The organism is Ornithinimicrobium humiphilum, from assembly GCF_006716885.1.
GTDB classification, from domain to species: Bacteria; Actinomycetota; Actinomycetes; order Actinomycetales; family Dermatophilaceae; genus Ornithinicoccus; species Ornithinicoccus humiphilus.
The window spans coordinates 512,302-535,611 of sequence record NZ_VFPU01000001.1; the positions used below are offsets into that span (position 1 = coordinate 512,302).

Consider the following 23,310-nt stretch of genomic DNA (forward strand, 5'->3'; position numbering starts at 1 on the left):
CGGCCCCCACCGACCCGTGCAGGGGCCGGTCCTCCCGTGGTGGACTGGCCCCGTGATGATCCGACCGCACGAGCTCGCCGCCATCCGTCGCGGCGAGCTCGATCTCGCGTTCCGGGCCTGGGACCGGCCTCGCGTGCGGGTCGGCACCCGCATGCGCACCGCGGTGGGTCTCGTCGAGGTCACCGAGGTCGAGCGGGTCGCGCTCTCGGCCCTGCGCGCCCAGGACGCCCGGCGGGCCGGGGCGGCCTCGGTCCAGGCGCTGCGGGAGGTCCTGTCGGGCCGCCCCGGCCGGGCCGTCTACCGGGTCGGGCTGCGCTGGGCCGGCCCGGACCCCCGCGAGCAGCTGCGCGAGCAGATCCCCGACGCCGCCGAGATCGCGCGGATCCGGGCCTGGCTGGACCGCCTCGACGCCGCCTCCCCGCACGGCCCGTGGACCCGCGCAACACTGGCGCTGATCGACCGCTCGCCCGGCGTGCGGGCGCCCGAGCTCGCCGCCGAGCTGGGCCGCGAGACCCTCTCGTGGAAGGCCGACGTGCGCAAGCTCAAGGAGAAGGGCCTGACCGAGTCGCTGGCGATCGGCTACCGGCTCTCGCCGCGCGGCGAAGCCGTGGTCGACGCGGGCGGACCGCCCCGCGAGCGGGCGCCACGCCCTTCCGGGACCGCCCTGCCGCGCACCATCGGGGCACCCGCCACCCGGGGCCTGCTGGCCGAGGGCATCACCACCCTGGAGCAGGTCGCGGAGCGGACCCCCGAGGAGCTGCGCGCGCTGCACGGTGTCGGCCCGATCGCCGTCGAGCGCCTGGGCGAGGCCCTCGCCGAGCGGGGTATGGCGTTCCGCCCGGGGTGAGGCCCCCGCCGGGAGCCGGGCGCCCCCCGGCGAACCGCATACCTGCGCGGGAAGAACGCGTTAGGCGCCGTCGGTGCGGGACGATATCCTCGTCGGACCGCACTACCCCTACTACTTCGTGAGGTGCCGCGTGCCGACCGGCAAGGTCAGGTTCTACGACGAGGACAAGGGCTTCGGCTTCCTGTCCAGCGACGAGGGACACGACGTCTACGTCCCGCGCTCCGCCCTGCCCCAGGGCGTCGAGTCGCTCAAGCGCGGCACCCGTGTGGAGTTCGACATCGTGGCCGGCAAGCGCGGCGACCAGGCCCTCTCGGTGCGCCTGCTCGACCCGCCTCCGTCGGTCAGCCGCGGCCTCTCGCTGCGCGACCGCAAGCCGGCCGAGGAGATGGTGGTCGTGGTCGAGGACCTCATCGCCCTGCTCGACAGCGCCTCCACCTCGCTGCGCAAGGGGCACTACCCCGACCGTCGCCAGGGTGCCGCCGTGGCCAAGGCCCTGCGCGCCGTCGCCGACCAGTTCGAGGCGGGGAGCTGACCCCGGTGGCGACCCTCAAGCCCGACGCCGTCCTCACCCCCGCGGTCGAGGTGGCGCGTGCTGCCGCGATGGAGATCGCCGAGCCCGGCACGGTCGGCGAGCACCTCGGTGCCGTCACCGAGGCCGACCGGCTGACGACCCACAGCTTCGCGTGCACCGCGCCCGCCTACCCGGGCTGGCGCTGGGCCGTCACGCTCTCCCGCGCGCCCCGGGCCCGTCGCGCCACCGTCAGCGAGGTGCACCTGCTGCCCGGCGAGGGCGCGCTGCTCTCCCCGGAGTGGGTCCCCTACGCCGAGCGGCTCGCCCCCGGCGACATCGGTCCCGAGGACCGCACCCCCTACGTCGAGGACGACCCCAACCTCGAGCCCGGCTTCGAGGCCACGGGCGAGGAGGAGGTCGACCGTCTCGCGATCTGGGAGCTCGGTCTGGGCCGCCCACGCGTGCTCTCGGCCGAGGGCCGGGACGCGGCCGCCAGGCGTTGGCACGACGGCGACCACGGTCCGCGCAGCGAGATCGCGCGCAAGGCTCCCGCCCCGTGCTCGACCTGCGGCTACTTCGTGCCGATGGCCGGTGCGCTGCGCTCGGTCTTCGGCGTCTGCGCCAACGAGTGGTCGCCGGCCGACGGCTCCGTCGTCGCGCTGGACTTCGGCTGCGGCGCGCACAGCGAGGTCGACGTCGAGCGTCGGGCTCCCGAGCGGGTGGACCCGCCGGTGCTCGACGACGAGGCCGAGATCGAGTTCGTCGACCGCTGACGGTCCCTCGCCACCGGGCGGGCGTCCCTAGGCGTCGCGGGCGTTGCCGCGACCCCGCGCGAGGTAGCCGTGGCCCAGCGCCCCCAGCAGCGCCCCGGCCACCGGCACCCAGACCCACCAGGCGCGGTCCCCGGTGCGCAGCGAGGGCACGGCGAGGACCACGGCCAGCACGACCAGCCAGGCGACGACGCCCCAGCGCACCAGGCCGATGGTGCGCAGGCCGGGGTCCGGCACGCTCACGGGAGCCGGTTCGGCCGGTTCCTGCGGGTCGGGGCGGGCATCGCTGGGCACGCCGCTACGCTACCGCGCATGTCCGCACCTGCCCCGTCCCGTGGTGACCTGACCGCCGTGGACCGCTACTTCCGGATCACCGAGCGTGGGTCGACGGTGACCCAGGAGATCCGTGGTGGTCTGGCCACCTTCTTCACGATGGCCTACATCGTGGTCCTCAACCCCCTGATCATCGGCACCGTCCCCGACGGCACCGGTGGCTTCCTCGCCGACGGCAACCTCCAGGTGATCGCCGCCTGCACCGCGCTCGTCGCCGGTCTGATGACGATCCTCATGGGTGCCGTCGCCAACTACCCGCTGGCGCTGGCGACCGGCCTCGGCCTCAACGCCTTCGTCGCCTACGGCATCGCCAGCCTCCCCGGCATGACGTGGGCCGACGCGATGGGTCTCGTGGTCCTCGAGGGCCTCATCATCCTCGTGCTCGTCCTCACCGGCTTCCGCGAGGCGGTCTTCAGGGCGATCCCGGCCCAGCTCAAGACCGCCATCAGCGTCGGAATCGGCCTCTTCATCACGATCATCGGTCTCGTCGACGCGGGCGTCGTCCGCCGCCCGGCCTCCGGTCCGGTGCCCGTGGAGCTCGGTGTCGGCGGCTTCCTCGCCGGCTGGCCGACGCTCGTCTTCGTGATCGGCCTGTTCCTCATCGCCGCGCTGCTCACGCTGCGCGTCAAGGGCGCGATCCTCTACGGCATCATCAGCGCGACCGTCCTGGCCATCATCGTGGAGGCGATCTTCAAGATCGGCCCGCAGGCGCAGGACGGCTCCAACCCGACCGGCTGGGGCCTCAACGTCCCGGCGCTGCCCGACCAGGTCGTCCAGGTCCCCGACTTCGGGCTGCTGGGCCACTTCAACCTGCTGGGCTCCTTCAGCGCGATCGGCGCCACCGCCGTCTTCCTGCTGATCTTCACGCTCATGCTGGCCGACTTCTTCGACACCATGGGCACCATGGTCGCCGTCGGTGCCGAGGCCGGCCTGCTCGACGAGGAGGGCAACCCGCCCAACACCCGCCGCATCCTCGTCGTCGACTCCATCGCGGCCGCCGCCGGTGGCGCCGCGGGCGTCAGCAGCAACACCTCCTACATCGAGTCGACCGCCGGTGTCGGCGAGGGTGCGCGCACCGGTCTGGCCTCGGTCGTCACCGGCGTCATGTTCCTGCTGGCGACCTTCCTCGCCCCGCTCGTGGCGATCGTGCCCCACGAGGCGGCGACCCCGGCGCTCATCATCGTCGGCTTCCTGATGATGCAGCAGGTCACCGGCATCGACTGGGAGGACCTCGAGATCGGCATCCCGGCATTCCTCACGATCGTCGTCATGCCGTTCACCTACTCGATCGCCGCGGGCATCGGCGCGGGCTTCGTCGCCTACGTCGCCCTCAAGATCGTGCGGGGCAAGGCCCGTGAGATCCACCTGCTGCTGTGGATCGTCGCCGTGCTCTTCGTCATCTACTTCGCGATCGACCCGATCAAGGGGTGGCTGGGCGCCTCCTGACCTCGCCACGGCAGACCTCGCACGACGGCCCGTCCCCGACCGGGGGCGGGCCGTCGACGTGCCCCGGGCGGGGGCGCTTCCGGAAAGTCGTTAGCCAAGGTAATGAGATAGACTAACGACCGATGCCTGCACCAGCCTCCGCCCCTCAGATCCCCGTCCCCGAGCTCGCGCACACCCTCCGTATGGCGTGCATGCGCGTCGCGCGCCGCGTCCGCTACGAGTCGGGCGGCACGGTCGCCCCCCACCTGTTCAGCGTGCTCGCCCAGCTCGGCTCCGAGGCCCGGACCGTCGGCGAGCTGGCGACCATCGAGCAGGTCAGCGCGCCGAGCATGAGCCGCACCGTGGCCCAGCTCTGCGAGGGCGGCTACGTCACCCGCATGGCCGACGAGCACGACGGCCGGCTGGTGCGTCTGGCCATCACCGAGCTGGGCGAGCAGACCGTGCGGGGCGAGCGGGAGCGCCGCGACCGCTGGTTCACCGAGCGCCTGGAGAAGCTGTCCGACGAGGACCAGGTCCTGCTGGCCCGGGCCGCCGAGCTCCTCGAGGAGCTGGTCGCCCGATGAGCGCGATGTTCAGCGCGCTCTCGGTCAAGAACTACCGGATCTACGCGGCGGGTGCCCTGGTCTCCAACACCGGCACCTGGATGGGCCGCGTCGCCCAGGACTGGGTGGTGCTCACCGAGCTCACCGACAACTCCGCCGCTGCCCTCGGCATCGTCACGGGCCTGCAGTTCCTGCCGACCGTGCTCCTGACCCCGCTGGCCGGCGCGCTCAGCGACGCCTTCTCCAAGCGCAAGGTCATGCTCGTCAGCCAGTCGTTCATGGCGTTCTTCGCGCTGCTCATGGGCGTGTGGGTGCTGCACGGCTCGATGGAGCTGTGGCACATGTACGTCCTGGCCACCCTCTCGGGCGTGGCCTCGGCCGTCGACGCCCCGGCGCGGCAGGCCTTCGTCTCGGAGATGGTGCCCAAGGAGAAGCTGACCAACGCGGTCGGCCTCAACAGTGCCTCCTTCCACTTCGGCCGGCTCCTCGGCCCGGCCACCGCCGGCCTGCTCATCGCGGCCTTCAGCACCGGTCCGACGCTGATCATCAACGCCTTCACCTTCATCGCGGTGATCATCGCCCTGCTGATGATGGACACCCGTCTGCTCGCCAAGCGCCCCGACCGGACGGGGAAGGGGCGGGCGAAGATCAGCGAGGGGGTCCGCTACGTCGCCCGGCGGCCGGACATCATCCTCATCATGATCGTGGCCTTCATGCACGGCACCTTCGGCATGAACTTCCAGATCACCAACGCGCTCATGGCCACCGAGATCTACGGCAAGGGCGTCGAGGAGTACGGCATCACGGGCTCGGTCATGGCGATCGGCTCGCTGGCGGGCGCCCTGATGGCGGCCCGGCGCGAGCGCCCCCGGTGGCGGCTGCTGCTCGGCTCGCTGGGGCTGTTCGCCATCTTCAGCTTCTTCCTCGCCATGGCGCCGACCTTCGCGGTCTACACCGTGCTGCTGGTGCCGACCGGCCTGACCGCGCTCACCGTCATGGTCAGCGCCAACGCGATGGTGCAGCTCTCCGTGGACCAGGAGGTCCGCGGCCGGGTCATGGCCCTCTACATGGCCGTCTTCTTCGGCGGCACCCCGATCGGCTCGCCGATCATCGGCTGGGTCGGCGAGACCTTCGGCGCCCGCTGGACCATCCTCATCGCCACGATCGCGTGCGGACTGACGGCCGCGGCTGCGATCATCTACCTGATGCGCCACGACAACCTGCGACTGCGCATCCGCGCCAGCTGGGCGCGCCCGCTCTACCTCGAGCGCGGTCCGGCCCTGACCGAGCCCATCCCCGAGAAGGTGACCTGATGATGACCGCCCGAACCCGACGCATCGTCGTCCTGGCCGCGCTGGCCGCGCTGATCCTCGTGCCGGTCCTGGCGACCCTCGGCTGAGGCGCGCGTGACGTTCACGACGCGACCGACCCTCACCGGCACCTACGGCATGGTGTCGAGCACCCACTGGCTGGCCTCCTCGGCCGCGATGCGCGTGCTCGAGCTCGGCGGCAACGCCGCCGACGGCGCGGTGGCCGCCGGACTGGTCCTGCAGGTGGTCGAGCCCCACCTCAACGGCCCCGGCGGCGACCTCCCGCTGATCGTCGCCTCCGCCGACGACCCGACCCCGCGGGTGCTCTGCGGGCAGGGCCCGGCGCCCGCCGGCGCCACCCCGGAGCACTTCGCGGCCGCGGGCCTCGACCGCATCCCCGGCTCCGGCCCGCTCGCGACCGCCGTGCCCGGGGCCTTCGACGCCTGGATGGTGCTGCTCCGTGACCGGGGCACGATGTCCGCGGCCGAGGTGGCCGGGCCGGCGCTGCACTACGCCCGGCACGGTCACCCCGTCCTGGAGCGGGTCTCGCGCACGATCGAGGCCGTCGCCGAGCTCTTCACCCAGGACTGGACGACCTCGGCCGACCATTGGCTGGTCGACGGTGCGCCGCCCGAGCCGGGCAGCCTGGTGACCAACCCCGCCTGGGCCGACACGCTCGAGCGGCTGCTCGTCGAGGAGGCCTCCGCCGGCGGCACCCGCGAGCAGGGCATCGACGCGCTGCGCCGCGCGTGGTCCCAGGGCTTCGTCGCCGAGGCCGTCGACGCCTTCGCGCGCCGACCCTTCCGGCACTCCGGCGGCCAGGTGCTGCCGGGCGTCCTGACGGGCGCCGACCTCGCTGCCTTCGAGGCGACCTGGGAGGACGCCGTCACCCTCGACTGGCGCGGCGTCACGGTCGCCAAGACCGGTGCCTGGGGGCAGGGCCCCGCGCTGCTGCAGGTGCTCCAGACGGTCGACGCGGCCGGGGCGGACGACCTCGGCACGGTGGAGGGGCTCCACACCCTCGTCGAGGCCTGGAAGCTGGCGATGGCCGACCGGGAGGCCTGGTACGGCGACAGCGCCGAGGTGGCGCTGGCCGACCTGCTCGACCCGGCCTACGCCGCCGGGCGCGCCGCGCTCATCACGGAGGAGGCCAGCCGTGAGCTGCGTCCGGGCTCGCCGGGAGGGCGCACCCCCCGCGTCGCCGCCCAGGCGCTCCTCGTCGAGGGCGCGGGCGACGCGGACGCGACGGTGGGGGAGCCCACCGTCGGGCGCGACCCGGCCGAGCCGCAGGTCACCGCCGAGGGGGAGACCCGCGGCGACACCTGCCACGTCGACGTCGTCGACCGCTGGGGCATGCTCGTCTCCGCCACCCCCAGCGGCGGCTGGCTGCAGTCCTCGCCCTTCATCCCCGAGGTCGGCTTCGCCCTCGGCAGCCGGCTGCAGATGATGTGGCTCGAGCAGGGCCTGCCGAGCTCGCTCGTGCCCGGCCGCCGCCCCCGCACCACCCTGACACCCACGCTCGTGCTGCGCGACGGCATACCCGTGCTCGCCTGCGGCAGCCCGGGGGGCGACCAGCAGGACCAGTGGCAGAGCACCTTCCTGCTGCGCCACCTCGTGGACGGGCTCGCGCTGCAGGAGGCGGTCGACGCCCCCCAGCTGCACACCACGAGCTTCCCCGGCAGCTTCCACCCGCGGGCGAGCGAGCCGGGCGTCGTGCTCGCCGAGTCCCGGTTCGGGGCCGAGCTGCTGGACGGGCTGCGCGCCCGCGGGCACGAGGTGCTGGAGCAGGGGCCGTGGACGCTCGGTCGCCTCTGCGCCGTCGGGCGCGATCCCGGCACGGGCATCGTGTCGGCGGCGGCCAACCCGCGCGGCATGCAGGGCTATGCCGTCGGCCGGTAGCCGCCGGGCATCGCCTACGGTGGTCCAGCAGCATCTCGAGCAGGAGGACGTGTGGCAGCCGCTACCAACTACACCAAGCTGGCGCTGAAGTACGGCCCGGTCGTCTACACGCTGGCGCAGAAGTACGGGCCGAAGCTCGTCGAGCAGATGCTCAAGAACCGCGAGCCCGCCAAGGCGTTCGTGAGCGAGCGCACGGACCGCGTCCGCAACAACCCGCGCAAGCGGGCCCTGGAGCACGCCGACTCCGTGATCGAGGGCACGCTGCAGCAGGTCTTCCACCGCGGTCAGCCCTACTGGGTCGTCTTCTCCCGCGGTGAGCCGGTGGGCACCCACCCGCACACCGACGCCTCCTTCGACGTGCTCCTGCTCAACGCCGACCCGTCCAAGCGCGTCTCGCCGGCCGAGCTGCGCCGCACGATCACCCTGCCCCGGCGCCCGAAGAAGTGAGCCGCGTGGACCCGCTGCGGAGGTTCCGCCAGGAGTACGACGGCGAGGGTCTGTCGGAGGACTCCGCCCCGGAGGCGCCGCTGGAGATCGTTGAGGCCTGGATCGAGGCGGCCGTCGAGCGCGCGGCGGAGCGGGGCGACGTGCCCGAGCCGACCGCGATGTCGGTCGCCACGGTCGACGCCGACGGCGTGCCCGACGTGCGCACCGTGCTGCTGCGCGGGCTGGACCACCGGGGTCCGGCCTTCTACACCAGCACCCGCTCGACCAAGGGGCGGCAGCTGGCGGCCAACCCCGGCGTCGCCGCCTCGCTGACGTGGCCCTCGATGTATCGCGCCGTGCGCTTCCGGGGGTATGCCGAGCTGCTCCCCGAGGACGAGGTGCTCGCCTACTTCCGCAGCCGGCCGTGGGGCGCCCGCATCGGCGCCCACGCTTCCGCGCAGTCCGAGCCGGTGCCCGACCGGGCCACGCTGGAGGCGGCCTACGCCGAGGCCGCGGCGCGCTATCCCGACACCGGCAGCCCTGACGACGTCCCCGTGCCGGAGGGCTGGGGCGGCTACCGCGTGGTGGCCGACCGGGTGGAGCTGTGGGCCGGTCGGCCCAGCCGCCTGCACGACCGGCTCGTGTGGGAACGGGTCGGCCCCGGGGCCCTCGACGACCCCACCGCCTGGCGTCGCGTCCGGCTCGCCCCGTGACCGCCCGGCCCGGGTGCGCTTTCCGCTACGTAGGATGGCGGTCGTGAGCGAGCTGATCGACACCACGGAGATGTACCTCAAGACCATCCTCGAGCTCGAGGAGGACGGGGTCGTCCCCATGCGTGCCCGGATCGCCGAGCGCCTGGCGCAGTCCGGCCCGACCGTCTCGCAGACGGTCGCCCGCATGGAGCGCGACGGGCTGCTCCACGTCGCGCCCGACCGCCACCTCGAGCTCACCCCCGACGGTCGCCTCGCCGCGGTGCGCGTCATGCGCAAGCACCGCCTGGCCGAGCGGCTCCTCACCGACGTCATCGGGCTGGACCCGGCCTACGTCCACGAGGAGGCGTGCCGCTGGGAGCACGTCATGAGCGAAGACGTCGAGCGGCGCATCCTGCACCTGGTGCAGGACGGCACCACCTCGCCCTACGGCAACCCGGTCCCGGGGCTCGAGGAGCTCGGGCACCCCGCCGCGCCCCCGGCCTCGGGCCGCCCCAGCCACGAGATCGCCGCCGCCGCCGGGGAGGGCGTGCGCACCTCCACCCGCGTCGTGCGGATCGGCGAGCCCGTGCAGGTCGACCCGGAGGTCCTGGGGCTCCTGCTGGAGTCCGGCGTGCGGCCCGGTGCCGAGGTCATCGTCTGGGGCGAGTCGGAGCGCACGATCGTCGAGGCCGTGGGCGGCGAGGCCGTCTCGCTGCCGGTCGACGTCGCCTCCCACATCTTCTGCGGCTGACGGCTGCGCCCGGGCCCTTCGGGCGGCCCACCGCCGCCCTGCGACCCCTCTCCGGACCCCTTGCGCACCCGGGCCCTGCCCGGGCCCGCCCCTGTGTCGTCCGGCAACTCGAGGTTGCACGTGTCGGATGTGACATCGGTCACGGAGGTGACTGCCGAGTAGATAGTGTCATCCCAGGTCAGCGGCTTTCTGGAGGCCACCTGGGAGCAGTCTGTCCACAGTTTCGTTACCTGACCGTGACATTGCTCCGGGCGGTTGTGTAGTCTTTCGAACCGTTCCTCTCCCCTGGAGGGACCCCCGTAGCGCTCTCTGCCGAGTCCTGTCAGCGCGCCCTGGGGACCAGCACGACATACCGCAGACAGGAGCGGGGGACCCACCTTCGGGCCGTTACCCGTGACGGCCCTTGGGGCTCACGGTGCCGGCGCCCACCGACACCGGCGGAAACTCCATCCGCAGCCCGACAGCTCACCCCGTAGGCATCTGGAGGACCCCAACGTGACCCTGCGCCCCCACGGCCGCCACCGCGCGCCGAGCCGCACCACAGCACTGTCCCGCTCCGCCGCCGTCGCCGCGACCTCGACCGGTCTGCTGGCCGGCACCGCCGTCGCCGCGTCGGCCGACCCCGCGACCGGCTCCTCGGAGTCCCTGTCGGGCGTCCCGGTCGCCGAGACCCTCGTCCGCGCCGTCGAGACCGTCGCCGCCGCCGAGAAGCCCGCCAAGGCCGTCCCTGCACCCGAGAAGGTCGACGAGGCCGCCAGCTTCGGCACCTCCGGCTTCACCGCCGTGCGCATCGTGACCGAGCCGACCCCGGCGGAGGCCGCCGTCGAGGCGCGCACCGAGGTCGCCGCGAGCCGCAGCAACGAGCGCGCCGCCGCCCCGGCCGCCGAGGCGCAGCCGGCCGCCGCCGAGGCCGCCCCGGCCCAGCAGGCCGCCCCGGCGCCCGAGCCCGCTCCGGCCCCGGCCCCGGCCGCCGCCCCGGCCCCGACCGGTGGCGTCCTGTCCGTCGCCGCCGCCTACACCGGCATCCCCTACGTCTACGGCGGCGCCACCCCAGCCGGCTTCGACTGCTCCGGCTACACCCAGTTCGTCTTCGCGCAGGTCGGCATCTCGCTGCCGCGCACGGCGGCCGCCCAGCAGGCCTCCGCGACCCCGGTGAGCAACCCGCAGCCGGGCGACCTGGTGTTCTTCGGCTACCCGGCCTACCACGTGGGCATCTACGCCGGCAACGGCATGATGTACGACTCGGGCCGCCCCGGCATCCCGACGCAGCTGCGCGCCGTCTTCAGCGGCGTCTCCGGCTACGGCCGCGTGGGCTGACCGACGCACGACCTTCACGAGGCCCCCTCCCGGATCCGGGAGGGGGCTTCGTCGTGCTCGGGGCCTGGGGCGGACGTCACCTCAGGCCGGGACACGCCCGGCCCTGTCGACCTGGAGGGTTCACGTGCACCCTCCAGGTCGACGACCTCGGGTGCGCCCCGACCTGCTCGCGCCCCCGTGGGGGCGCCGGCCGCCGGTGGGAGGCTCAGGCCGACGCGTGCTCGGTCGTCGCCTCGTCGGACTCGTCGTCGAACTCACCGAGGATCTGCTCGAGGATGTCCTCCATCGAGGACATGCCCACGACCCGGCCCTGCTCGTCGCGCACGAGCGCGAGCTGGGCGCGCTGCTGGCGCAGGCTCGTCACGGCGTCGATGAGCGGCATCGAGGAGGGGAGCGAGGCCACCGGCTGCAGGAAGGACAGCAGCGAGTCGTCCGCCCGTCCCTCGGCGGTCGCCATGATGGCGTCGCGCACGTGCACGATGCCGCGGATGCGCTGCTGGCCGGCCCGGCCCGCGGGCTCGACGACGAAGAGGCGGGAGCGGCCGCTGTCGCGGCTGATCCGCTCGACGTCGGCCGCCGTGGCCGTGCGGGGCACCGTGACGGCCGCCGTCGTCGGGAACATCACCTCGGCCACCGTCTTCTCCTCCAGGCGCAGGGCGCCGGAGAGGATCTGGTGGTCGGCGTCCCCGAGCACGCCGTGCTCGTAGGACTGGGCGAGCAGCAGCTGCAGGTCGGCCGGGGTCTGCGCGTTGGCCAGGGTATCGACGGGGTCGACGCGTACCAGCCGCAGGAGCACGTTGGCCAGCTCGTTCATCAGCCACAGCAGCGGGCGGGAGACCCAGGTGAAGGCCCGGAAGGGCAGGGCCAGCAGGATCGCCGAGCTCTCGGGGTGCGAGATCGCCCACGACTTGGGGGCCATCTCGCCGACGACCATGTGCAGGAAGACGACGACGGAGACGGCGAGCACGACCGCGACGGCGTGCACCGCGACGTCGGGGACGCCGACGGTCGAGATCACGGGCTCCAGCAGGTGGGCGACGGCCGGCTTGGCCAGCGCACCGAGGGCCAGCGTGCACAGCGTGATGCCGAGCTGCGCGCCGGCCAGCATGAGCGACAGCTCGCGTGAGGCCTCCACGGCGGCGCGGGCCGCGCGGCTGCCCTCCTCCGCACGCTCCTCGAGCCGGTGCCGCTTGGCCGCCACGATGGCGAACTCGGCGGCGACGAAGAAGCCGTTGGCGACGAGCAGCAGCACGCTGACCATCAGGGCGACGGGGGTGCTCATCGCGCCACCTCCGGGGTCTCGGCCGCCACGATGACGGGCGTCGCGTCGGAGGAGAGCTGCTCGCGCTCCTCCTCGGTCAGGGCCGCCCAGGCAGACATCGTCCGCGTCACCTGCGGGTGCATGACGACCGTCTCGGGCACGAACCGCTGCGTCGTGACGACGTCGAGGCGGGTCTGGTGGACGTACTCGTCGCCCTCGCCGTCGCGGCTGGTCCACCGCACGAGCACGGAGTCACCCTCCTCGGCGGTCCGACCGAGGCGGTCCAGGACCAGGCCGGAGAGGGTGTCGTAGTTCTCGCTCTCGGGCAGCTCGATGCCGGTGAGCTGGGCGACCTCGTCGATGCGCAGCCGCGCCGACAGGTCCCAGATGCCGTCGCCGCGGTCCTGGCTGGTGGACTCCTCGGCGTCGTCCTCGTCCCAGATCTCGCCGACCACCTCCTCGGCCACGTCCTCGAAGGTGACGATGCCGGCGAAGCCGCCGTACTCGTCGACGACGACGGCCAGCTGCTGGTGGTGGGTGCGCAGCGCCTCGAGCACCTTGGGCAGCGGCAGCGACTCGGGCAGGATGACGGCGTCCTCGCACAGGTCGCGGATGACCGTGGTCGCCCGGTCCTCGGGGTCGACCTGGAGCAGGCCGTGCAGGCCGATGACGCCCACGACGTCGTCGATGTCGCGGCCGACGACGGGGAAGCGGGCGTGCCCGGTGTGGAGCGCCTCCAGCACCGTGGCGGCCGTCTCGTCGGCCTGGACGGTGTGGACGGACGTGCGCGGGGTCATGACCTCCTGGGCCACCCGCTCACGGAAGGCCAGGCCCCGGCCCAGCAGCGTGGAGAGCTCCTCGTCGAGGGTGCCGCCGCTGTGCGACTCGGCGATGATCCGGGTCAGGTCCTCCGGGGTCGCCCCCTGGGGGAGCTCCTCGACCGGGTCGATGCCGACCGAGCGCAGCAGCGCGTTGGACGCCATGTCGAAGAGCCGGATGACCGGGCCGAGGATCGTCAGGTAGATCAGGGTGGTGCGCGACAGCGCCCGCGCCAGCGGCACCGGGCGGGCGATCGCGAGGTTCTTGGGGCCGAGCTCGCCGATCACCATCTGCAGCACGGTCGAGAACACCAGCGTGCCGATGGAGAAGAGGGAGATCATCGCGGCGCGGGCCAGCCAGCCGATGTCCGCATAGCTCTCGGTCAGGCCCCGGACGAGCAGCTCCTCGCCGAGGTAGCCGACCATCAGCGCCGTGACGGTGATGCCGAACTGCGCGCCGGAGAGGGTGAAGGAGAGCCGGGAGGTGATCCTCAGCGCGCGGGCGGCGGCCTGGTCGCCCTCGTCGGCCAGCTGGCGCAGCCGGCCGCGGTCGACGCTGACGTAGGCGAACTCCTGGGCGACGAAGTAGCCGGTGAAGAGGGTGAGGACGACGATGACCGCGATCCCGGTCGCGATCAGCACGAGGTGCCCCTGCCACCTCTGGGGAGCCGGGCACTGCCCGGCCTAGGACTGTCTGAGGAATCAGCACTCGAGGACGTCATCCGCCAAGTGTACGGCGCAACTAGGCTCGCACCGTGCTCCCCGACCCCCGGATCCTCTCCGCCGTCGCGTTGGGCGGGGCCGTCGGGAGCCTGCTGCGGTGGGGCGTCGAGGGCGTCCTCCCTGCCGCCGAGGGCGGGCTTCCGGTGGCGACGCTGCTCGTCAACGTGGTGGGGTCGCTCCTGATCGGCGCGCTCGCGGTCCTCCTCGCAGGGCCGTCGGTGGAGGCGTCCAGGAGGGCGTTCTGGACGACGGGTCTGCTCGGCGGGTTCACGACCTTCTCCACCTTCGCGGTCCAGGTGGCCGCGCTGGGGGCCGTCGCGCCGGCCACCGCCCTGCTCTACACCCTGCTCACCCCGGTCCTGTGCGTGGGGTGCGCCTGGCTGGGCGGCCGTGCGGTGCGGCGGGAGGCCGGCGCATGAGCGGCGGGGGTATGGCGTGGGGCTGGGCCGTCCTGGCCGTCGCCGTCGGCGGCGCCGCCGGGGCGGTGGTCCGTCAGCTGCTCTCGACCGCACCCTGGGGTCCGCTGCGGGGCGTGCTCGTCGCCAACACCACCGGCGCCGCCCTGCTCGGGGCCCTGGTCGCCCTCGTCGAGGACCCCGTCCTCCTCCTGCTCCTCGGGACCGGCCTGTGCGGGGCGCTGACCACGTGGAGCACCCTGGCCCTCCAGACCGCCGAGCTGGCGAGGCGCTCGCCCGGCCGGGCCGCGGCATACCTGGGCGTGACGCTGGTGCTCGGCCTGGGTGCCGCCCTGCTGACGCTGCACCTGCTGTCCTGACCGCCCGCCGCGCGCCCGCCGACCGAGCACGGGCGTGACCGACACAGCACCCCGGCCTCCCCGGGTCTGTCGGAGCGGTCTCCTACCGTGGTGGGCACGCAGACGATCCCCCAGCGCCGCTGGTCCGAGCGGAGGAAGGAGCGCCCCGTGGTCCGGTTCCTGCACACCGCCGACTGGCAGATCGGCATGACGCGGCGCTTCCTCGCGGGCGAGGCCCAGGCCCGCTTCGCGCAGTCGCGCGTCGACGCGATCCGGCGGCTCGGGCGGGTGGCCCGCGACCAGGGGTGCGCCTTCGTCGTCGTCTGCGGCGACGTCTTCGAGAGCAACCAGCTCACCCCGCAGACCGTGCGCCGCGCCCTCGACGCCCTCCGCGAGGTGCCCGTGCCCGTCTACCTGCTGCCAGGCAACCACGACCCGCTCGACGCCATGTCGGTCTGGACCTCCCCGGTGCTGCACGGCGAGGCGCCCGAGCACGTGCACGTCCTCGACGCCACGGGTCCCCGCGAGGTGGCGCCCGGGGTGGAGCTGGTCGCCGCGCCCTGGCGCAGCAAGCACCCGGGCCGCGACCTGGTGGCCGAGGCCCTCGCCACCGTTCCCGTCGGCCCTGCCCCGGAGGGGGTCGTGCGCGTCGTCGTGGGGCACGGCGCGGTCGACGAGCTCGACCCCGACCGCCGCAACCCCGCGACGATCGCCACCGGCCCGCTCCTCGCGGCGCTCGCCGAGGGGCGCATCCACTACGTCGCCCTGGGCGACCGGCACTCGCGCACCGAGGTGGCGGGCACCGCGGCGATCGGCTACCCCGGGGCGCCCGAGCCCACCTCCTGGCGCGAGGACCGGCCCGGCGACGTGCTGGTCGTCGAGGTCGCCCCCGGCGAGCCCGCCCGGGTCACCCCGCACCACGTCGGCACCTGGGCCTTCCACCTCGTCTCCGAGCGGCTGGGCTCGGACGCCGACCTCGACCGCCTCGACTCCGTGCTCACCGCGATCTCCGACAAGGACCGGGCCATCGTGCGGCTCGCGCTCACCGGCGAGCTGACCGTGGCCCAGCACGCCCGCCTCGAGGAGCTCTGCACCCGGCACCGCGACACCCTGGCCGTCCTCGACCGCTGGGGCAGGCACACCGACCTGGCCGTCCTCGACGACGACACCGAGTGGGCCGACCTCGGCCTCGGCGGCTTCCTGGCCACGGCGGTCGAGGAGATCCGTGCGTGGGCCCGGCCGGTGGCGCCCGTCGGCGGCGTCCGGGAGGGCGGGGTCGGTGCCGCGTCCGTCGCGGACGACCGCCGGGACGACCTCCTCGCCCCGACCGGCGAGGGCGATCCCACGGAGGACGAGCCCGTGACCGGGTCCGCCTTCGTTCCCGGCCGCGAGGACGACGCCGAGAGCGCCCGCGACGCGCTCGCCCTGCTCTACCGCCTCACCCGCGGGGGTGCCGCATGAGGGTGCACCGCATCACCGTGCGCGACGTCAAGGGCGTGCGCGAGCGCACGGTCGAGCTGCCCGAGACCGGGGTGGTCGTCGTCGAGGGGCCCAACGAGGTCGGCAAGTCGACGCTGCTCGAGGCTTTCGACAAGCTGCTCGACCCGCGCCTGAAGTCCACCTCCTCGAGCAAGGAGGTCCGCCGGCTGCAGCCCGTGGGCCGCGACGTCGGCCCCTACGTCGAGGCCGAGCTGACGATCGGCGGCCACCGGGTCCGCTACGCCAAGCGCTGGCTGCGCCAGCCCACGACGACCCTCGAGGTGCTCTCCCCGGTGCCGGAGCAGCTGTCGGGGGAGGCCGCCCACGCCCGGATGGAGCAGCTGCTGCGCGACTGTCTCGACCGCACCCTGTGGGACGCCCTGCGCCTGGCCCAGTCCGACGACGGCCGGGTCGCGCCGCTGGCCGACAGCGCCGTGCTCAGCGCTGCGCTCGACGCCGCCTCCGGCTCCGAGCTGCACGCCGAGGGCGGTGACCAGGTCCTCGACCTCGTGGAGCGCGAGTACCTCACCTACTTCACCCGCACCGGTCGCCCGACGAGTGACTACCGCCGGGCGATGACCGACCACACCGAGGCCCAGGACGCCGTCGGCGAGGCCCACCGCCGCCTCGAGGAGGCCGAGCGGCTGCTCGACCGCCGCGAGGCCGCCCGGGTCGAGCTCGAGGCCGCCGAGGAGCGGCTGGAGCAGGTCCGGGCCGAGCACGCGGCCGCCCTCGAGGCGCAGGCCCGCGCCGACGCCCTGCTGGAGGCGCACGCCACCGCCCGCGCCGTGCTCGGGCAGGCCCGCGAGCGCTCCCGCGCGATCGCGCACGACCGGTCGCAGCGCGCCGAGCAGGCCGCGCAGCTGGGGCGGCTCGCCGCCGAGCTGCACCAGACCGAGGAGCGCCGGGCCGACGACGCGGCTGCGCTGGAGCGGCTCGGCCCCGCCCTCGCCGAGGCAGAGGCCGCCGTCGCCCGCGCCGACGAGGAGCTGGAGCGGGCCGAGGCGGTCGCCGACCTCGCCCGTGCCGACGTCGACCACCTGCGCCAGCTCGAGGAGGTGCGCGGTCTGGAGACCCTCGTGGAGCGGGTCCGCGACGTCGTCGACCGGCTGGCCGCGGCGCGGGCGTCGGTGCCGGCGCGTGCTGTCGGTCCGCGGGAGGTCCGCCGGGCGCGCGAGCTGCACCAGCGTGCCGAGGTCCTCGCCGCGCGCCACGAGGCCGCCAGCGCCCGGGTCCGGGTCGAGTCGCTCGACGGCAGCGTCGAGGTGGGGTCCGAGGCCACCGGGACACCCACTGTGCTGCCGGCCGGTGAGGTGCTCGACCGGGCCCTGACCGACGAGCTGGTCCTCACCGTCCCCGGTGCCGTGCGTGTCGTCCTCGAGCCCGAGGCGGGTGGGCGCGAGCGCCGCGAGGAGCTGGCGGCCGTCCGCGCCGAGCTCGAGGAGCTGCTGGCGGAGGCGGGCGCCCGGAGCGTCGACGAGCTGGCTGCGGCCGCCGACGCCACCGCCGCCGCGGAGGGAGCCGTGCGCGACCTCGCCCGCGACCTCGAGACGCTGCTCGCCGGGCGCCCGGCGACCGTCCTGCGCCAGGCGCTCGCGGGGGCCGTCCCCGACGCCCTGGTGGCGGAGCTCGCGGAGGTCCGCGAGCTGGCCGCCGCGGGCGACCGGCCGGACCGCGACCATCCGCTGCCCGACGACGTCGCCACCGCCCGGGCCGTCGCCCGCGCGGCCGCCGCCGAGGTGCAGGTGCTCCGCGAGACACGCCGCGCCGCCGTCGAGGCCCATCGCGAGCGGCTGCGGGGAGTCGCGACGCTGCGGGCCCGGCTCGACCGGGCCGACGGCTCGCTGGAGTCGTTGCGCCGTCAGGAGCAGCAGGCCCGGGCCGACCTCGACCGGGCGCGCGAGACCATGCCCGACGAGGCGCTGGACGAGGAGCTGCAGCGTCGGTCCGCAGTCCTGGCCGAGGCCGAGCTGGCCGAGGCCCGGGCGCGGCGGGCACTCGCCGAGGCCGACGTCCAGGCCGTCGCCGACCGGCTGGCGTCTGCGGCGCGTCGCCTCGAGGAGGCCGAGCGGGCCTGCCAGGCCGCCGGCGTCACGCTGCACACGCTCTCCGGCCAGGTCGAGATGGCGCAGAGCGAGGGGCGCCGCGAGCTCTACGACCAGGCCGTCGCGGCCCTCGACGAGTGCGAGCGCCGGCTGGCCTCGGTCGACCGACGCGCGCGGGCGGCCCGCCACCTGTGGCGGACGCTGACCGAGCACCGGGACCGGGCCCACGCCACCTACGCCCGTCCGTTCACCCGGGCCCTCGAGGAGCTGGGCCGGCGGGTCTACGGCCCGACCTTCGGGGTCACGGTCGACGACCAGCTCGTGGTCCGGGCCCGCACCCTGGACGGGCGGACCGTCCCCTTCGAGGAGCTCTCCGGCGGCGCCAAGGAGCAGCTCGGCATCCTCGCCCGGCTCGCGGTGGCCCGGCTGGTCGACCCCGACCAGGGCGTGCCGGTCGTGCTCGACGACGCCCTCGGCTACACCGACCCGGACCGGCTGCGGCAGATGGGCGAGGTGCTCGGTGCCAGCGCCGCCGGGGCCGAGGTGCAGGTCATCCTGCTGACCTGCACCCCCGACCGCTACGCCGCGGTCCCGCAGGCCAGCACGGTCCGCCTCCCGGCCTGACCGGGCGTCCGGCGTAGCATCGGCAGCATGGTCGCCGCGGACCCGTCGGAGCGGGGGAGCGGCCGTGGCTGAGCGGTCGCACCCCGGGCACCCCCACGCCCACGCCGTCGAGGTCGGGCAGCACCGGGGCCGGCTGGCGGTCGTCCTCGCCGTGACCGTCGGGGTCCTCGTCGCGGAGCTCGTGGGCGCCGCCCTCACGGGCAGCCTGGCGCTCCTGGCGGACGCCGGGCACATGCTCACCGACGTCGCGGGGCTCGCCACCGCCCTCGTCGCGGCCCACCTCGCCACCCGCCCGGCCACCTCGTCGCGGACCTGGGGCTTCCGCCGGGCCGAGGTCCTCGGGGCCGCGCTGCAGGCGGCCGTGCTCCTGGTCGTCGGGGTCCTCATCCTCGTCGAGGGCGTGCGACGGCTGGTCGCGCCGCCGGAGGTCCCGTCGGGGCTGCTGCTCCTCTTCGGCGTCGTCGGCCTGGTCGGCAACCTCGTGGGCCTCGCGCTCCTGGCCGGGGCGCGGGGGAGCAACCTCAACCTGCGGGCGGCCTTCCTCGAGGTGCTGGCCGACGCGCTCGGCTCGGTGGCGGTGATCGTGGCCGCCGTCGTCATGGCCACGACCGGCTGGTGGCGCGCCGACGCCCTCGCCTCCCTGCTCATCGGGGCCCTCATCGTCCCCCGCACGGTCGCCCTGCTCCGTGAGACGGTCCACGTGCTGATGGAGTCGACCCCGCGCGGCCTGGACCTCGATCGGGTCCGGCAACGCATCCTCGGCGTCCCGCACGTGACCGACGTCCACGACCTGCACGCCACGCTGGTCGCGACGGGTCTGCCCGTGCTCACGGCGCACGTCGTCGTCGAGGAGTCCTGCTTCCACGACGGGCACCTCGCCTCGCTGCTCGACGAGCTGCAGGGGTGCCTGTCCGACGACTTCGACGTGACGCACTCGACGATCCAGTTCGAGGCGGCGGGGCACGCCGACCACGAGCACCCCACCCACGCCTGAGGGGCCGGCCTCAGGCCGCGCCGCGCGGCGGCATACCTGGCGCCGTCAGGCGGGGGCGACCAGCGTGGTCGGCTCGTGGTCGACGGGGAAGTTCATCGAGGAGGCGATGAAGCACGCCCTCCCCGCCTCCTCGTGCAGCCGCGGCATCAGGTCGACGTGCTCGGGGTCGGTGATCGTCACCTGCGGCCGCAGCAGCACCCGGGTGAACCGGCCGCCGATGCCCTCCTGCTCCATCCATCCCACGGGGGAGTCGGTATAGGCCGTCACCGTCACCCCGTGCATGACGGCCACGTGCAGCAGGGACAGCAGGTGGCACTCGCTCAACGACGCCAGCAGCAGCACCTCGGGGTTCCACCGCCGGGCGTCGCCGCGGAAGGTCGGGTCGGCCGAGAGCAGGAGGTCCGGCCGCCCCTCGCTGCGCGCCAGGACGTCGCGGGCGTAGGCCCGGTAGCCGGAGGTGCCGGTGCCGCGGTCGCCGGTCCACGTCACGTCGAGCTCGTAGGTGTGCGTCGCCATGGCGACACTCTCGCACCTGCGCGCGAGACCCCGCCGGCCGCCGGGGGCGCTTCGGCAGGAGACGGCGGGGGATCTGCCGTGAGAATGGTCCATGGCTGTCACCCTCAGGTCCCTGGAAGTCGCCGTGCCCGACACCGTGCTGCGCCAGGAGGAGGTGCGGGAGGTCTTCGCCGCGCAGCCCGGGCTCAGCCGGCTCGCCTCCCGGCTCGTCACCGCCGCCTTCGCCACGTCCGGCATCGAGCGACGGCACACCGCCGTCTCGGAGATGGATCTCTCCCGGACGGTCGAGGACCCCGTCTTCTTCGACGCGCGCACCCGCCAGATCCTCAACCCGAGCACGGCCACGCGCAACGACCTCTACGTCGAGGTCGCCACCGAGCTCTACACGAGGGCCGCCGCAGCCGCCCTCGCGTCCTGCGAGGGGGTGGAGGCGGCCGACGTCACCCACGTCATCACGGTGTCGTGCACCGGCTTCTTCTGCCCGGGGCCGGACTACCGCATCGTGCGCGCCCTCGGGCTGAACCCGGCCGTGCAGCGCTACCACCTGGGCTTCATGGGCTGCTACGCCGCCTTCCCGGCGCTGCGCCAGGCCACGGACATCTGCCGCGCCGACCCCGACGCGGTCGTGCTCGTCGTCAGCACCGAGCTGTGCTCGCTGCACGTGCGGGTGACCGACGACCCCGACACCATCCTCGGTGCGTCGCTCTTCGGCGACGGTGCGGGCGCCGCCGTCGTCACCGGTCGCGACCTGCCCTCCACGAGGCCGGTGCTCCGTCTCGACCACTTCGAGACGGTGCTCACCCCGGTCGGCGAGGAGGCGATGGCCTGGAACATCGGCGACCACGGCTTCGAGATGGTCCTGGGCACCTACGTGCCGCACATCATCGATGAGCACATCACCGGCGCCCTCGAGCCGTTGCTCGCACGCGACCCGTCGCTGGCGGGCCGCGCCTACGAGGAGATCGAGCACTGGGCGGTCCACCCCGGCGGACGCAGCATCGTCGACAAGGTCGAGGCCCGGCTCGAGCTGCGGCCCGAGCAGGTCACCGCGTCCCGGGAGACGCTGCGCGACTTCGGCAACATGAGCAGCGCGACCATCCTCTTCGTGCTCAGGAACATCCTCGAGCAGCCGCTCGGGGCGGGGTCGGAACGCGTCTGCGCCATGGCGTTCGGCCCCGGGCTGACCGTCGAGACCGCCCTGATGACCAAGCTCGCCGCCGACGTGGCACCCGAGGCGGACCTGCCGGAGGTGCAGCCCCGGGCGGTCGAGCCGGAGCCCGCCGGGGCGCGGTGATCCTGCCGCCCCTGGATGCGCGGGACCGGGACGCCCGCGAGCGAATGGACGACCCGGCCTGCGACGAGGCCGCGCTGCGGCGCACCTACGCCGCCTTCCGGGTCGTCAACGCCGTCGTCGCCGGGTGGCGCACCACCTACGCGACGCTGCTCCGGCCGCTGCTGCGCGACGGCTCGGCCACGACCCTCCTCGACGTGGGCAGCGGCGGGGGAGACCTCGCCCGCGCTCTGGCCGGCTGGGCGGCCCGGGACGGCCACGAGCTGCAGGTCACCGGCATCGACCCCGACCCGCGGGCGCACGCCTGGGCCACGTCGCGCCCGGCCCGCCCCGGGGTGACCTTCCGCCGGGCGACCACCGGAGACCTGGTCGCCGAGGGCGCCCGCTTCGACCTCGTCGTCTCCAACCACGTGCTGCACCACCTCGACGACCGGGAGCTGGCCGCGGTGCTCGACCACTCGCGCCGCCTCGCCGGGCGGCGGGTGGTGCACAGCGACATCCGGCGCAGCCGCACGGCATACCTGCTGTTCTCGGTGGGCACCCTGCCGTTCTTCCCCGGCTCCTTCATCCGCGCCGACGGGCTGGTGTCGATCCGCCGCAGCTACACGGTCGACGAGCTCGGCGCGGCGGCCCCACCCGGGTGGGAGGCACGCCCCCAGGCGCCCTGGCGCACGCTGCTCGTCCACGACGTGGGGGTATGACGTGGCGCCCCCGAGCGAGGACCGCACCTGCGACGTCGTCGTGGTGGGGGCGGGGCCGTGCGGTCTCTACCTGGCCTGCCTGCTGGCCCAGGAGGGGCTGGACGTCGTGGTGCTGGAGCGTCGCACCGAGCCCAGCTCCCACCCGCGGGCCATCGGGCTGCACCCGCCGGCCCTGGACGCGCTCGCCGTGCTGGACCTGGACGAGGAGGCGGTGGCCCGGGGCGTGGCGATCCGCGCGGGGACGGCCCGCTGCCGGGGTCGCCACCTGGGGACGCTGACCTTCGAGCGGGCCTGGCCGGACCGCCCGTTCGTGCTGTCCCTGCCGCAGGACCGCACCGAGGCGCTCCTGCGGGCCCGGCTCGCGGTCCTCGCGCCGGACGCGCTGCAGCAGGGGACCGAGGTGGTCGAGATCGACGTGGTGCCGGCGGGTGTCCGTCGTCTCGTCACCCGCGCCCCTGACGGCGAGGGGGCGTCGGGCACCCGGCGGTGGAGGGCCGCCCTCGTCGTCGGCGCGGACGGTGCCCGCAGCCTGGTGAGGCGGCGGGCCGGCATCCGGGTGGAGCAGCGGACCTACGGTCACACCTACCTCATGGGGGACTTCGCCGACGGCACCGACGACGGCAGCACGGCCGTCCTGCATCTCGAGCGCGAGGGCATCGTCGAGTCCTTCCCGCTGCCCGACGGGGTGCGCCGATGGGTGGTGCACACCGCCGGTGCCATGCTTCCCGAGCGTCCGGAGCTGCTCGCCGACCTCGTCGCCGGACGCACGGGGCACCGTCCCGACGTGCCGACCTCGACGATGGTCAGCGCGTTCGGGGTGAGGCGCCGGCTGGCGGAACGGATGGTCGCCGGGCGGTCCGTGGTGGTCGGCGACGCGGCCCACGAGATCAGCCCGATCGGGGGCCAGGGCATCACGCTCGGCTGGGCCGACGCCCGTGCGCTGGCACCGGCGGTGGTCGACGTCGTGCGGAGCGGGCGGACCGGTCCGCTCGAGGGGGTGGCGGCGCTGCGGGAGGTGGAGCGCGAGCGGCTGGCCGCCGCCCGGCGTGCTGCCCGCCGGGCCGAGCTCAACATGGAGGCGGGCCGGCCGATGGCCCTGCCGCTCGACACCACCCGGGCCGGCGTGGTGCGGGCCCTGCTGGCGACCCCCGCCCGGGACCGGCTCGCCCGGGCGTTCACGATGCACGCCGGCTGACGGAGGACAGCGGAAGGGCCCGCCTCCCCCGAGGGGGAGACGGGCCCTGCTGCGAACGACCGGGT

Annotated in this window: 23 protein-coding genes; 19 read left to right on the plus strand and 4 right to left on the minus strand. The window is 74.5% G+C overall.

Annotated elements, in window-relative coordinates; all coding sequences use genetic code 11:
* Positions 1-55: 55 nt before the first annotated feature.
* The 3 genes from FB476_RS02320 to FB476_RS02330 all read left to right on the plus strand — a co-directional run bounded on the left by FB476_RS02320 (position 56) and on the right by FB476_RS02330 (position 2,131).
* Entirely contained in the window at positions 56-847 is a 792-nt protein-coding gene (locus FB476_RS02320) for a helix-hairpin-helix domain-containing protein (RefSeq protein ID WP_170233630.1), read from the plus strand.
* Between the two features lie 130 nt (positions 848-977).
* Positions 978-1,379: a cold-shock protein gene (locus FB476_RS02325; RefSeq protein WP_141819751.1), complete on the plus strand. Its 402-nt coding sequence runs from the start codon at positions 978-980 to the stop codon at positions 1,377-1,379.
* A 5-nt stretch (positions 1,380-1,384) separates the two neighbouring features.
* Positions 1,385-2,131, plus strand: coding sequence for a DUF3027 domain-containing protein (locus FB476_RS02330; RefSeq protein ID WP_141817352.1), 747 nt, complete (start codon positions 1,385-1,387; stop codon positions 2,129-2,131).
* 27 nt (positions 2,132-2,158) lie between these two features.
* Here FB476_RS02330 and FB476_RS02335 read toward each other — a convergent pair whose 3' ends face one another.
* On the minus strand, positions 2,159-2,422 hold the full coding sequence (locus FB476_RS02335; protein ID WP_141817353.1) for a DUF2530 domain-containing protein: 264 nt from the start codon (positions 2,420-2,422) through the stop codon (positions 2,159-2,161).
* A gap of 18 nt (positions 2,423-2,440) precedes the next feature.
* On the opposite strand from FB476_RS02335, the gene FB476_RS02340 reads away from it, so the two are divergent.
* The 8 genes from FB476_RS02340 to FB476_RS16825 all read left to right on the plus strand — a co-directional run bounded on the left by FB476_RS02340 (position 2,441) and on the right by FB476_RS16825 (position 10,844).
* Entirely contained in the window at positions 2,441-3,907 is a 1,467-nt protein-coding gene (locus FB476_RS02340) for an NCS2 family permease (protein WP_141817354.1), read from the plus strand.
* A 122-nt stretch (positions 3,908-4,029) separates the two neighbouring features.
* Positions 4,030-4,470 (plus strand): MarR family winged helix-turn-helix transcriptional regulator, encoded by a 441-nt coding sequence (locus FB476_RS02345; RefSeq protein WP_141817355.1) that lies wholly within the window; start codon positions 4,030-4,032, stop codon positions 4,468-4,470.
* Entirely contained in the window at positions 4,467-5,762 is a 1,296-nt protein-coding gene (locus FB476_RS02350) for an MFS transporter (protein WP_238329516.1), read from the plus strand. Before FB476_RS02345 ends, FB476_RS02350 begins: the two co-directional genes overlap by 4 nt.
* 135 nt (positions 5,763-5,897) lie before the next feature.
* A complete protein-coding gene (locus FB476_RS02355; protein ID WP_141819755.1) occupies positions 5,898-7,658 on the plus strand; it encodes a gamma-glutamyltransferase family protein in 1,761 nt (586 codons plus the stop codon).
* A gap of 51 nt (positions 7,659-7,709) precedes the next feature.
* A complete protein-coding gene (locus tag FB476_RS02360; protein WP_141817356.1) occupies positions 7,710-8,105 on the plus strand; it encodes a hypothetical protein in 396 nt (131 codons plus the stop codon).
* Between the two features lie 5 nt (positions 8,106-8,110).
* Positions 8,111-8,797, plus strand: a complete 687-nt coding sequence (pdxH, locus tag FB476_RS02365; RefSeq protein WP_238329517.1) for a pyridoxamine 5'-phosphate oxidase — start codon at positions 8,111-8,113, stop codon at positions 8,795-8,797.
* Positions 8,798-8,840: 43 nt separating this feature from the next.
* Positions 8,841-9,527 (plus strand): iron-dependent transcriptional repressor DtxR, encoded by a 687-nt coding sequence (locus FB476_RS02370; protein ID WP_141817357.1) that lies wholly within the window; start codon positions 8,841-8,843, stop codon positions 9,525-9,527.
* Between the two features lie 495 nt (positions 9,528-10,022).
* On the plus strand, positions 10,023-10,844 hold the full coding sequence (locus FB476_RS16825; RefSeq protein WP_238329518.1) for a C40 family peptidase: 822 nt from the start codon (positions 10,023-10,025) through the stop codon (positions 10,842-10,844).
* A 205-nt stretch (positions 10,845-11,049) separates the two neighbouring features.
* On the opposite strand, the gene FB476_RS02380 is transcribed toward FB476_RS16825, so the two are convergent.
* Together FB476_RS02380 and FB476_RS02385 are read right to left on the minus strand one after the other, a co-directional pair.
* On the minus strand, positions 11,050-12,126 hold the full coding sequence (locus FB476_RS02380; protein ID WP_141817358.1) for a hemolysin family protein: 1,077 nt from the start codon (positions 12,124-12,126) through the stop codon (positions 11,050-11,052).
* Positions 12,123-13,565, minus strand: coding sequence for a hemolysin family protein (locus FB476_RS02385; RefSeq protein WP_141817359.1), 1,443 nt, complete (start codon positions 13,563-13,565; stop codon positions 12,123-12,125). Before FB476_RS02385 ends, FB476_RS02380 begins: the two co-directional genes overlap by 4 nt.
* A gap of 113 nt (positions 13,566-13,678) precedes the next feature.
* Here FB476_RS02385 and FB476_RS02390 point away from each other — a divergent pair, with 113 nt between their 5' ends.
* From FB476_RS02390 to FB476_RS02410, 5 genes are all read left to right on the plus strand, one after another.
* A complete protein-coding gene (locus FB476_RS02390) occupies positions 13,679-14,065 on the plus strand; it encodes a fluoride efflux transporter FluC (RefSeq protein WP_141817360.1) in 387 nt (128 codons plus the stop codon).
* Positions 14,062-14,421 carry a CrcB family protein gene (locus FB476_RS02395; RefSeq protein WP_202876876.1) on the plus strand — a complete coding sequence of 120 codons (360 nt, stop codon included), beginning with the start codon at positions 14,062-14,064 and terminating at the stop codon, positions 14,419-14,421. The genes FB476_RS02390 and FB476_RS02395 overlap by 4 nt, the downstream gene beginning before the upstream one ends.
* Positions 14,422-14,511: 90 nt before the next feature.
* The gene (locus FB476_RS02400) at positions 14,512-15,861 is read left to right on the plus strand and encodes a metallophosphoesterase family protein (RefSeq protein ID WP_202876877.1); all 1,350 of its coding nucleotides are present in this window, start codon (positions 14,512-14,514) and stop codon (positions 15,859-15,861) included.
* Entirely contained in the window at positions 15,858-18,548 is a 2,691-nt protein-coding gene (locus FB476_RS02405; RefSeq protein WP_141817361.1) for an AAA family ATPase, read from the plus strand. Before FB476_RS02400 ends, FB476_RS02405 begins: the two co-directional genes overlap by 4 nt.
* 64 nt (positions 18,549-18,612) lie before the next feature.
* The gene (locus FB476_RS02410; RefSeq protein WP_141817362.1) at positions 18,613-19,542 is read left to right on the plus strand and encodes a cation diffusion facilitator family transporter; all 930 of its coding nucleotides are present in this window, start codon (positions 18,613-18,615) and stop codon (positions 19,540-19,542) included.
* Positions 19,543-19,587: 45 nt separating this feature from the next.
* Here the strand turns inward: FB476_RS02410 and FB476_RS02415 are convergent, their stop codons facing one another.
* Complete coding sequence (locus FB476_RS02415) at positions 19,588-20,058, minus strand: OsmC family protein (protein ID WP_141817363.1); 471 nt, start codon at positions 20,056-20,058, stop codon at positions 19,588-19,590.
* A gap of 91 nt (positions 20,059-20,149) precedes the next feature.
* On the opposite strand from FB476_RS02415, the gene FB476_RS02420 reads away from it, so the two are divergent.
* From FB476_RS02420 to FB476_RS02430, 3 genes are read left to right on the plus strand one after another with little or no spacing between them, the layout of a single operon-like run.
* Entirely contained in the window at positions 20,150-21,352 is a 1,203-nt protein-coding gene (locus FB476_RS02420) for a type III polyketide synthase (RefSeq protein WP_141817364.1), read from the plus strand.
* Positions 21,349-22,050 (plus strand): class I SAM-dependent methyltransferase, encoded by a 702-nt coding sequence (locus FB476_RS02425; RefSeq protein WP_141817365.1) that lies wholly within the window; start codon positions 21,349-21,351, stop codon positions 22,048-22,050. The genes FB476_RS02420 and FB476_RS02425 overlap by 4 nt, the downstream gene beginning before the upstream one ends.
* A gap of 1 nt (position 22,051) precedes the next feature.
* Positions 22,052-23,245, plus strand: a complete 1,194-nt coding sequence (locus FB476_RS02430) for an FAD-dependent oxidoreductase (RefSeq protein WP_141817366.1) — start codon at positions 22,052-22,054, stop codon at positions 23,243-23,245.
* Positions 23,246-23,310 lie beyond the last annotated feature (65 nt).

Excerpts from the sequence above, each read along its gene's own strand:
- FB476_RS02320 (WP_170233630.1), top strand. The coding sequence starts at position 56 with ATGATCCGACCGCACGAGCTCGCCGCCATCCGTCGCGGCGAGCTCGAT.
- FB476_RS02340 (WP_141817354.1), top strand. The coding sequence starts at position 2,441 with ATGTCCGCACCTGCCCCGTCCCGTGGTGACCTGACCGCCGTGGACCGC.
- FB476_RS02345 (WP_141817355.1), top strand. The coding sequence starts at position 4,030 with ATGCCTGCACCAGCCTCCGCCCCTCAGATCCCCGTCCCCGAGCTCGCG.
- FB476_RS02350 (WP_238329516.1), top strand. The coding sequence starts at position 4,467 with ATGAGCGCGATGTTCAGCGCGCTCTCGGTCAAGAACTACCGGATCTAC.
- FB476_RS02355 (WP_141819755.1), top strand. The coding sequence starts at position 5,898 with ATGGTGTCGAGCACCCACTGGCTGGCCTCCTCGGCCGCGATGCGCGTG.
- FB476_RS02380 (WP_141817358.1), bottom strand. The coding sequence starts at position 12,126 with ATGAGCACCCCCGTCGCCCTGATGGTCAGCGTGCTGCTGCTCGTCGCC.
- FB476_RS02395 (WP_202876876.1), top strand. The coding sequence starts at position 14,062 with ATGAGCGGCGGGGGTATGGCGTGGGGCTGGGCCGTCCTGGCCGTCGCC.
- FB476_RS02405 (WP_141817361.1), top strand. The coding sequence starts at position 15,858 with ATGAGGGTGCACCGCATCACCGTGCGCGACGTCAAGGGCGTGCGCGAG.
- FB476_RS02415 (WP_141817363.1), bottom strand. The coding sequence starts at position 20,058 with ATGGCGACGCACACCTACGAGCTCGACGTGACGTGGACCGGCGACCGC.
- FB476_RS02420 (WP_141817364.1), top strand. The coding sequence starts at position 20,150 with ATGGCTGTCACCCTCAGGTCCCTGGAAGTCGCCGTGCCCGACACCGTG.